Annotated in this window: 8 protein-coding genes, 1 tRNA gene and 1 pseudogene; 6 read left to right on the forward strand and 4 right to left on the reverse strand. The window is 68.7% G+C overall.

Annotation, left to right across the window (positions count from 1 at the left end):
- From AOK08_RS10855 to AOK08_RS10875, 5 genes and pseudogenes are all read left to right on the forward strand, one after another.
- Positions 1-236 (forward strand): annotated as a pseudogene (locus AOK08_RS10855) (hypothetical protein); the annotation flags it as partial.
- Positions 237-369: 133 nt separating this feature from the next.
- The gene (locus AOK08_RS10860; RefSeq protein ID WP_055525279.1) at positions 370-1149 is read left to right on the forward strand and encodes an HAD-IIA family hydrolase; all 780 of its coding nucleotides are present in this window, start codon (positions 370-372) and stop codon (positions 1147-1149) included.
- A 124-nt stretch (positions 1150-1273) separates the two neighbouring features.
- Entirely contained in the window at positions 1274-1888 is a 615-nt protein-coding gene (locus tag AOK08_RS10865; protein WP_055525280.1) for a hypothetical protein, read from the forward strand.
- Positions 1889-1894: 6 nt separating this feature from the next.
- Positions 1895-2569 (forward strand): class F sortase, encoded by a 675-nt coding sequence (locus tag AOK08_RS10870; protein WP_055525281.1) that lies wholly within the window; start codon positions 1895-1897, stop codon positions 2567-2569.
- A gap of 497 nt (positions 2570-3066) precedes the next feature.
- On the forward strand, positions 3067-4098 hold the full coding sequence (locus tag AOK08_RS10875) for a glycoside hydrolase family 6 protein (protein WP_055525282.1): 1032 nt from the start codon (positions 3067-3069) through the stop codon (positions 4096-4098).
- Positions 4099-4133: 35 nt separating this feature from the next.
- Here the strand turns inward: AOK08_RS10875 and AOK08_RS10880 are convergent, their stop codons facing one another.
- From AOK08_RS10880 to AOK08_RS10895, 4 genes are all read right to left on the reverse strand, one after another.
- Entirely contained in the window at positions 4134-4325 is a 192-nt protein-coding gene (locus AOK08_RS10880) for a hypothetical protein (RefSeq protein ID WP_055525283.1), read from the reverse strand.
- A 145-nt stretch (positions 4326-4470) separates the two neighbouring features.
- Positions 4471-6405, reverse strand: a complete 1935-nt coding sequence (gene glxA, locus AOK08_RS10885; protein ID WP_055525284.1) for a radical copper oxidase GlxA — start codon at positions 6403-6405, stop codon at positions 4471-4473.
- Positions 6402-8447: a glycosyltransferase family 2 protein gene (locus AOK08_RS10890; protein ID WP_055525285.1), complete on the reverse strand. Its 2046-nt coding sequence runs from the start codon at positions 8445-8447 to the stop codon at positions 6402-6404. Before AOK08_RS10890 ends, glxA begins: the two co-directional genes overlap by 4 nt.
- 463 nt (positions 8448-8910) lie before the next feature.
- A tRNA-Lys gene (locus AOK08_RS10895) sits at positions 8911-8984 on the reverse strand.
- Positions 8985-9165: 181 nt separating this feature from the next.
- Between AOK08_RS10895 and AOK08_RS10900 the strand changes: the two genes are divergently transcribed.
- A partial coding sequence (locus AOK08_RS10900; protein ID WP_055525286.1) for a peptidoglycan-binding protein occupies positions 9166-10311 on the forward strand: 1146 nt, incomplete at its 3' end.

A 10311-nucleotide genomic window follows, 5' to 3' on the forward strand; every position in this document is an offset into this window, starting at 1 on the left:
CCTCCGGCCCCGCCTCCGCCCCGGCCACTGCCACCGCTCCCGCCCTCGCCTCCGCCGGTCCGGCGTCGGCCCGTCCCCTGCCCGGCGTACGGGACACCCCACCGCACACCGGCGAACTCGCCGGCACCGGTCGGCGCGACCCCGCCCGCCGCCTCGCGGGCCTCGCCCTCGCCCTGCTGCTGGCGGGCGGCGCGGCCATGCTGCTCGCCCGGGTCCGAGGCGTGGGACGGACATAAACCGGCCATTCCCCCAAGATCCGGGCTGTGACAGGCTGGGCGCACGCGGCATCTCGTACGCGTGTGTGAACGGAAGCACGGACCGCAGCACAGCCCGCAGCACAGATCGCAGTGCAGGAGCAGGAGACCGGACATGGCAGACCGCAAGCCCATCGACTCGTGGCTCACCGACATGGACGGTGTGCTCATCCACGAGGGTGTGCCGATCCCCGGCGCCGACGCCTTCATCAAGAAGCTGCGCGAGTCGGGCAAGCCCTTCCTGGTGCTCACCAACAACTCGATCTACACCCCGCGCGACCTGCACGCCCGGCTGAACCGCATGGGCCTTGAGGTGCCCGTCGAGAACATCTGGACGTCGGCGCTCGCCACCGCCAAGTTCCTCGACGACCAGCGCCCCGGCGGGACCGCGTACGTCATCGGCGAGGCCGGGCTGACCACCGCCCTGCACGACATCGGGTACATCCTCACCGACCACGAGCCCGACTACGTGGTCCTCGGCGAGACCCGCACGTACTCCTTCGAGGCCATGACCAAGGCCGTACGCCTGATCGAGGGCGGCGCCCGCTTCATCGCCACCAACCCGGACGAGACCGGCCCCTCCGCCGAGGGCCCGTTGCCCGCGACCGGCGCGGTGGCCGCGCTGATCACCAAGGCGACCGGCCGGAAGCCGTACTTCGCGGGCAAGCCGAACCCCCTGATGATGCGCACCGGGCTGAACGCCATCGGCGCCCACTCCGAGACCAGCGCGATGATCGGCGACCGCATGGACACCGACGTCCTGGCGGGCATCGAGGCCGGGATGCAGACCTTCCTGGTGCTCACCGGCCTGACCGGCCCCGACCAGGTCGAGAACTTCCCGTACCGCCCCTCCAAGATCGTCAACTCCATCGCGGACCTCGTCGACCGCGTCTGAGTACGTCCGAGTACGTCTGAGCACCCCACGAAACCTTTCTCGACCCGTACGGAGCAGTCGTACCCGCTCCTGAGATGCGGACCGGGGGCCGGGGGAGGAGTCTCCAGGTGTCTGGAGGTTCACGATGAGTTCTGTGCGACTCACTCTCTGTGCCGGTGCCGTGGTCGCCGCCGCGTTCACCCCCGTACCCCTGGCGGCGGTGGCGTTCGCCGCCGACGGAGGCGTCTCGGTGACCCCGGCGTCCCCGTGGCCCGGCAGCGACGTACGGCTGGTCGTGCGCGGCTGTACGGGGAAGACGGGGACCGCGAAGTCGGAGGCCTTCGTCGCCGACGCGCTGCTCGCGGTGCGGGGGCAGGACGGGGTGCTCGTCGGCGGGTCCCGCGTCCGCTCCACGCTCTCGCCGGGCACGTACGACGTCACGGTCGGCTGCGGCGGGCAGGAGGGCAAGGTCAGGGGCGTGATCTCCGTGGCCGCGAAGGGTTCGGACAAGGGCGCGGACAACGGGGCCGGGAAGCCGTCCTCGCCGTCCGTGCCGTCTTCGCCGGCCGCCGCCGCCGCGTCCTCGCCCGTCGCCCCCGTACCCGCCGGTGGTGGTGGCGCGGCGGAGGAACTGGCCGCCGACGAGGCCCGGAGCGCCGGTCCCGGCACCCTGCACGCGGTGGTCGGGCTCGTCCTCGCGGGCGTGGCGGCGATCGTCGTCGGGGTGCGCGGGTTCCGCCGGGGCCGTGGGACGGACTGAACCGCGATGTACGAGAACGACGACCGCGAACGACCCCCTGGTACCGGGCGCCTGACCATGGGCGTGGCCTGGGCGCTGCTGCTGCTCGGGCTGTGGCTGTGGGGCCGCGAGATGACCGACGTACGTCATGGCGTGTCCGCGCCGACCACCGGCGACATCGCCGCCGTCGGCCGCCCGCCCGACCCCGGACTCCCGCCCGAGCACGAGCCGTTGAACGGCGCGGTGCCGCAGCGCGTGGACATCCCCCAACTCGGCGTGCAGGCACCGGTGGTGGCCCGAGGCCTCGACCGGCTCGGCGCGATCGACCCGCCGCCCTTCGACCAGGCGGGCGTCGTGGGCTGGTACGGGTCGGGCACCCGGCCCGGCGCCGTCGGCACCGCGCTCCTCGTCGGACACGTCGACACCAAGGCCCGGCCCGCCGTCTTCTACAAGGTCAGCACCCTGCGGCCGGGCGCGACCATCCGGGTCACCCGCGCCGACGGCAAGGTCGCCGAGTTCACCGTCGACGATGTCCGGGTCGTGCCGCGCGACCACTTCGACGCCCAACAGGCTTACGGCACACGGCAGTCGGGCCGCGCGGAACTCCGGCTCATCACCTGCGGCGGTACGTTCGACCGGGCCTCGCGCACCTACACGGCGAACGTGATCGTGTCGGCGTACCTGACGGGCACGGCCACCTGACCGCACGCCTCTTCCGCCGCATGCCCGCCACACCCACCCTGCCCGGTCGACGACCCGCTCCCCCCCCAGAGCCGCCGACCGGGCCGGTCCTCGACCGCGGGCGCACGGGTTGCGGGAGTAACCCGGCGACCGACGCGGGAGGTTCTGCCCGCTCGTTGATTGCGAACGGTGAACTGGTGGCCGGGGGCTGGGGCCGTCTGAGACGACTGTAGAACGGATGAGCGCCCAGGCCTAGAGGAGATTGACGCCAAGTCCCGGGCCAGTGGCTCTGAGTTATCCACGCAGGTAATAGATAGTTCTACGAGTCGCTCCCAAGCCGATGACCACGTCCCGGTGTTCAGGGTTCCGGGTCCCCGTCCGCCCCGGCCTACCACGCTGTAACAGCCGGCCGACAAGGTTTTGGTGATCTCGTGGGGGCCCGGCCACCTATGTCAGGATTGAGGCTTACGACACTGCATCCAGGGGGGACCAGGACAGTGCATCCGAGGGGGAGTTCGATGTTCGGCAGCAAGGGGGCGACCTGGGGGCGGGCGTCCGTGGCGGTGCTGGGGGCGGCACTGCTGCTCGGCGGTTGTTCCGGGTCGTCCGGCAAGGGGGGCGGCGACGAACCGGACAGGAAAGTGGACGCGACGATCACCCAACAGCCCAAGGGGACCAACCCGTTCTGGGTGAACCCGGACGGCAACGCGGCGGAACAGGTCGCCGCGTACGTCAAGGGCGGCGAGAACACGGACGCCGAGCAGATCCGGAAGATCGCCGAGCAGCCGACCGGCGAGTGGATCAGCCCGGAGAGCCCGGAGGCGGAGGCCCGCGGCTTCACGGAGGCCGCGCAGAAGGCGGACCGCTCCGCCCTCCTCGTCCTCTACAACATCCCGCACCGCGACTGCGGCCAGTACTCCAGCGGAGGCGCCGCCGACGGCGACAGCTACCGTGCCTGGATCGACGGCGTCGCCAGGGGCATCGGCGACCGCGCGGCCATGGTGATCCTGGAGCCGGACGCGATCCTCCACCTGGCGGACGGCTGCACCCAGGACGAGTTCCACGAGGAGCGGTACGACCTGCTGAACGGCGCGATCGACAAACTGTCGGCGCTGAAGAACACCAAGGTGTACCTGGACGCGGGGAACGCGGGCTGGACGCACCCCGACAAGATCTTCGAGCCGCTCAAGTTGGCGGGCATCGACAAGGCGGACGGGTTCTCCGTCAACGTGGCCAACTTCTACTCGACCGCCGACTCCATCGCCTACGGCAGGCAACTGTCGGCGAAGGTGGGCGGGAAGCACTTCGTGGTGGACACCTCCCGCAACGGCAACGGGCCGTACACCGGGGGCGACGCGGCCGAGAACTGGTGCAATCCTCCCGGGAGGGCGCTGGGGGAGGCCCCGACGGTGAAGACGGCGGACCCGCTGGTCGACGCGTACCTGTGGGTCAAGCGGCCCGGGGAGTCCGACGGCGAGTGCAAGGGCGGGCCCAAGGCCGGGCAGTGGTGGGCCCCGTACGCGCTGAAGCTCGCGAAAGCGAGTAAGTGAGGCCGGGCAGACCGTTGGTGAATACGCGCCGGTGACTACGACGGGCAGAGAGCCGAGGTCATCAGGACGAAAGCCGCAGGGCCGGCGTCGGCATCCGCGTCGGTGCTCCAGTCGGTCCAGTCCACCGTGACCTGGTGGGCGCCGTCGAGGGTGTGGAACGAGATCGTGCGGTAGCCGGGAGTGCCGCCGCCGTGGCCCACGATCGTGCCGCACGGCAGCGTGGCCATCTCCAGGCCGAGCCCACTGGTTCGTAGCGAGGGGCCGTCAGCCCCGAGGCAGAGGTCAGAGGTTCACCTGGGGAAAAGGGTGGGGCGCCCCTTCGGAAGAAGAAGCGCCCCGAGCCGTTCAACGCGTGTTCCAGTCAACAATCCATCAAGGCACCTTCACCCACTGCGCCTTGCTCGGTGTGCCCTGGTTGTCCGTGACGAAGAGCATGTACCAGCCCGACGGCACCAGGTTCCGGTTCTTCGGGACCGTCACCGTGATGCTGTCCTTGGTCTTCTTCAGGTCAAGGGCGATGGAGCGCTGGTCGGTGTCCGTGACGTGGGTCGAGGCGCTCGGGCGGATCAGCCGGGCCGTCTTGACCGCGGACGCCTGCTGGGACGTGAAGGTGCCCGACCCGCCGCGTGCGATCGTCTGCGGGCCCCCCGACAACGAGGGCTGCGGGTTGTGGTACAGGTACGGCGGCGTGTAGATCTCGATGCGCTGCTCGAACTTGCCCGGCTTGGTGTCGGCCTTGTCCGCGTACAGGGAGTCCGACCCGAAGAACATGACCCGGCCGTCGGGCAGCAGGATCGAGCCCGAGTGGTAGTTCCGGCCCACCAGCGGGTCGGCGACCCGCTTCAGCAGACCCGTCCTCGCGTCGTACATACGGGCCTGGAGGATGTTGGAGGCGCCACGGCCCCGGTAGTCCTCCGAGCCGCCCGAGATCAGCACGGTGTCGTCGGGCAGGATCGAGTACTGCGGGTAGCGCGTGCCCTTCTCCAGGGACGGGCCGTCCTTGAACACCGGGTTGGGGTCGAGGAGGTCGATCACGCGGGTCTTCTTGCTGGAGAGCTTCGACTCGCCGACGCCGCCCCCGCCGATCACCATGTACTTCTCGTTCTGCGCCGGCGGCAGCAGCACCGTACCGGCGGTCTCCAGCATGTTGGGGTCGCTCAGCCCCTTCAGCTTGGTGAACTTGTTCGTCGCCACGTTCCAGATACCCGGGTCACGGCCGACGTTGTCGGGGCCGTAGCCCGCGTTGGCGCCCGAGTAGAACATCTCGCCGTTCTGCATCAGCGAGATCGCCGGGTACGTCGGGAACTGGCGCACACCCTTGGTGTACGTCCACTTCCTGGTCTTCGGGTCGAACAGCTCGTTCTTGCCCGGCACCAGCTGGCCGATCTCGTCCAGGCCGGAGAGGCTGAGGATCTTGCCGTCCGACATGGTGGTGAGCGTGGGATACCAGCGGGCCTCGTTCATCGGGTCGACCTTGATGTACTTCTCGGCGACCGGATCGAACTCGAAGGCATCCCGGATGCCCTGGAAGTCCTTCTTGTCCATGGCGATCTTCTCGGCGATGCCGTACGTGTTGCGGGCGTCGGCGCCCGACAGGCCCTGCACGCGGTAGTTGTCCTGCGTACCGGTCTGGTACTTGGTACCGCTCTTCTGCGCCTCGACATAGATCCGGCCGAGCCCCGGGTCGTTGCGCAGGAACTTGCCGGTCGCGTCGAAGACCTTCGTCGCGCGCTCCACGACGACGGGGTCCTTCGACACGAACGTCTTGCCGTTCTCCTTGCCGGTGAACTTGGTGCCGGCGGGCAGGGTGATCGGCTTGTCCGGGTTCTCGTTGTGGACGACCATCAGGCCGCCCGCCTTCGTCACGTCACCCTTGAGCTTCTCGTACCGCTTGGTGCCGCCCGCGATCAGCAGATTGCCGTTGGAGAGCTGGGTGTGGCCGGTGCAGAACAGGTCGGCGGGTGTGGGGATCTTCTTGATCGTGCCCTTGACCGGGTCCCAGATACGGGTGTCGAACTTCTTCGCGTTGAAGTTGTCCGCGTTGTTGCCGGAACCCGCGACGAGGAGCACCTTGCCGGTGTGCAGCAGAGCGGCGTGAATGGTGTTCTGCCGGTACTTCTCCGGGAAGTTCACCACCTCCCACTTGCCGTTGTCGGCCTTGTACTCCGGTCTGTTGATCTTGTACTCGTGGTATTTCTCGGTACTGAAGCGGTACACCCACGGCCCGTTCATCCCCGCCAACGCGAGGACCACCGCCGTGCCTATCGCGAGTCGACGGGCGCGGCGGCGGCCTGCACGGTCTTTCATTCCTTACGTCCCCCAAGTCCACCAAGGGCGATCTGCATTGTCTGGTCGTTGCCCTCGCTCCCGACGCTGCCCCCGCTCGTCCCGCCCGACGCTGCCCACTTGGGCTTGTGCTGGGGCGCGTGGGTGGAGTGGGGGGCGTGCGGGGCGTGAGACGGAAGTGAGCCGTGCGGCGCGTTCGGCGTCGGCTGGGCCGGCACGTACGGCTGCGGCACGGGTACGGAGTCCTGTGGCTCGGCGGCCGGGCCCGCGGCGAGCTTCTTCTTCTCCTGGCGCAGCATGAGCCGCCAGACGACGATCGGTGTCGCGGTGATCCCGGTGGCGAACGTGGCCCAGGTGATCATCGCGGGGTGCGAGTGCCCGAGGACGAAGCCGGCCACGATCGAGCCGCCGAAGATCAGGATGAAGTACCAGTGGTAGCGGAACGTCCCGAACCAGCGGTCCGGGCTCGCCGAGTCGCCCTTGGGCGTGACCACGAACTTGCTCTTGCGCCGCAGCGCGGAGTCGATCAGGGCCTTCGCGTAGAGCGGCGCCGACAGCGCGGACATCACCATGCCTGCCACACCACCCGAACCCTCGGGCTCGTGCGGGGAGACGTTGTGCCGCCGGTTCCAGATGTACAGGCCGATCTGGAGCGCCGAGGCGTTGCCGTAGAGCATCAGCCACACGGTCGGGTCGATGTTCACACCCGAGGCGCCCAGGCCCAGGAACAGCGCGCAACTCAGCGCCGCCAGGATCCAGTTGAGGGCGGACATCGGGTAGAAGATGATCATCATCGTGTAGTTGAAGAGCTTGCTCGGCGGCAGCGAGTACCAGCCCTTCCAGTACTGCGTGAGGATCGTCTCGTACGTCCCGCGCGACCAGCGCATCTGCTGGGTGAAGAAGTCCGTCCAGGCACTGGGACCCTCACCGACCGCGAGCACGTCCGGCGTGTAGACCGAGCGCCACTTCTTGCCCGTCGCCGGGTTCTTGTGGCGGTGGATCTCGAAGCCGGTCGCCATGTCCTCGGTGATCGAGTCGTACAGCCCGCCGATCTGCTTCAGCGCGCTGATGCGTACGGCGTTGCTGGTCCCCACGAACATCGGCGAGCCGTAGCGGTTGCCGGCGCGCTGGATCAGGGCGTGGAAGAGGAACTGCTGCGACTCGGCGGCCTTGGTGACGAAGTTGTCGTAGTTCCCGTACACCTGCGGGCCGATGACGAAGCCGATGTTCGGGTCCCGGAAGAAACCGAGCATGCGTTCAAGGTAGTTGGGCAGCGGCACGTGGTCGGTGTCGACGGAGGCGAAGAAGTCGTAGTCGTCGCCGTGCGCGTCGAGCCAGGCGTTGTAGTTGCCGTGCTTCGTCTTGGCGCGGTGCGGGCCCTTGGGCTGGTTCCACTTCGCGACGCCCTTGCGGGAGAAGTGGTGCACACCCAGGCGGGCGCAGACGGCCTTCACGGCGTCGTCGTCGCCCTCGTCCAGCAGCCAGACATGCATGAGGCCGCGGTGCCGGATCCGCACCGCGGCTTCGAGTGTCTTCGTCACCATCTCCAGCGGTTCCTTGCCGGGGACGAAGGACGTGAGGAACGCGACTCTCGTGCCGGTCTCGGGCACCACCGGGATCGGGTCGCGGGCGACCAGGGTGGCATGCGCGTTCGACAGGACGTTCAGGCAGCGGAACAGCTCGATCAGCCCGATCGAGACGAGCATGACTATGTCGAGCGCCGGCAGGAAGTCGTAGGCCGGGTAGTCGCGATGGGTCCAGTGCGAGGGCTGGAGCAGCCAGACCAGCAGGACGATCGAGAGCAGCGGCGCGGCGCCCAGCATCAGCGCGGCCCGGACACGGTGCGGCTCCTGTGAGAGCAGCGACCGGTACTTGACCGTGTACGGCTGGGTCGGGTCGGGCTGTGTGAGGGGTCCGGCCAGTCGGCTGTAGTGCTCGTAGTCGTACTTCGGCAGGCTCTTCTTGATCCTGCGGAACCCCCCGGTGTGGTGCGACGGAGGCCCGGAATGGGCCGTCCGTGACGCGTCGAAGTTATGCCGGGCGCCCGTCGGCGTCGACGTCATGAGTCATCCCCCCACACGCGCGTCAACGCGTGCTTGTGTCGGTTCCTATACGTCCGCTCGGCCCCCCTCGGCCGTCACAGACGCATCAGTAATGGACCACTTCCCCCACGTCATCCATAATCCACACTCTATAGACATGGAAGAGTGCCCTTCCGGTTGCATGATGCCCCCCTCGGCATCTGTTCATGAACGGGGCCCCATCCCCGTGCCGTACAACCGGTACCGCCCCCAATGGCCGCGTATGCGCGGCATCTTGCAGCCCAGGGTTCTATGCCGGTCGCATGATCGCAAGATGCGAAACACGGTGTTTACCGGTCATACGCGCACAATGTGACGGCTGTTGAGTCCGATTGGTGTATTTGGGATCGCTTGTGCGCGGATGCTTCCGAAGTGTTCAGAGCGGATACGCCCATATACGCGAGCAGGCCCCCCGCTACTGCGGAGGGCCTGCTCGATGTGTCTGTGCGCCGCCAGGGACTCGAACCCCGGACCCGCTGATTAAGAGTCAGCTGCTCTAACCAACTGAGCTAGCGGCGCGCGGTGACGTCGACAACTCTACCCGACTCCCGGGAGTGCTCCGAACCGCCCGGTGCCGGCGCCGGGCCGAACGCCGGCCGTACATCATTCGGACCGTCAACATGCGACAGCGGGTGACAGTTGAGAAACTGCGAGTGTGCAGACGCGCGCAAGTCATCGCCTGGGACGTGAGGGGATTCGTATGGCGACTCCGGTATTCGAGGAATTCGATCCCGCGAGCGACTGCGAATGCCCCGGATGCGTTCTCCGGAGACGGGCCGTCCCGTATTCCGGACCGGTCTCGGCAACGGGCCCGGGACCCGCCCGTACGGCGGTCAGACGGACCCTCGTCGTCGCCGCGGCGGCCTCCACGGTGCTCGGCGCCGGGCACGCCCTGCCGGCCGCCGCCGCCCCGCAGGCCCCCCACCGTCCGGGCGTACCCGCAGGTGACGAGCCCGACACCCCGCAGGGCGCCAAGGCCCCGCTGCACGGCCCAGCCGGGAAACCGGCGCTCGGCAGGCTCCGTACGACCACCCGGGCGGAGATCATCAACCGGGCCAGGACCTGGGTCGCCGCCCGGGTGCCGTACAGCATGAGCACCTATTGGGGAGACGGTTACCGGCAGGACTGCTCGGGCTTCGTCTCCATGGCCTGGAATCTCGCCGGGAACGAATGGACGGGCAGCCTCGACAAGTACGGCGTACGCATTCCCAAGGAGGATCTCCAACCGGGCGACATTCTCCTGTTCCACAATCCGCAGGACCCGGACAAGGGCTCGCACGTCGTCATTTTCGGCGGCTGGACGGACTACACGCACACCTATTACATCGCCTACGAGGAGACCCGCCCGCACGCCCGCAGGCAGGCCACCCCGCTCTCCTACTGGAGCCACTCGGACCGTTATCAGGCCTACCGCTACAAGGGCCTCGCCGCGAACACCGGCGGAATCCCGGACCCGGCCGACACCGGCGGCACGGACGAATCGGAGGGCGCTGAGGGCACGGGAGGCACGGGCGGCACGGGAGGTTCGGCTCCCGGCGCCGACCCGGACACGGCGAACGGGTTCCCGGGGCGCGCGTTCTTCGGTCCGGGCGCCGGCAACAAGTACGTGACCCGGCTCGGCCGGATGCTCGTACAGCGCGGCGGCGCCCGCTTCTACACCTCGGGCCCCGGCCCGCGCTGGTCGGACGCGGACCGCAGGGCGACCCGGGCGTTCCAGCGGGCCCAGGGCTGGCAGGGCACGGCGGCGGACGGACTGCCGGGCCCGCGCACCTGGTCCCTGCTGGTGACCGGCACGGGCAACGACATCGGGGCGGGGGACGGGGAAGGCTGGCCCTTATACACATCT

Source organism: Streptomyces graminilatus (assembly GCF_001418565.1).
GTDB classification, from domain to species: domain Bacteria; phylum Actinomycetota; class Actinomycetes; order Streptomycetales; family Streptomycetaceae; genus Streptomyces; species Streptomyces graminilatus.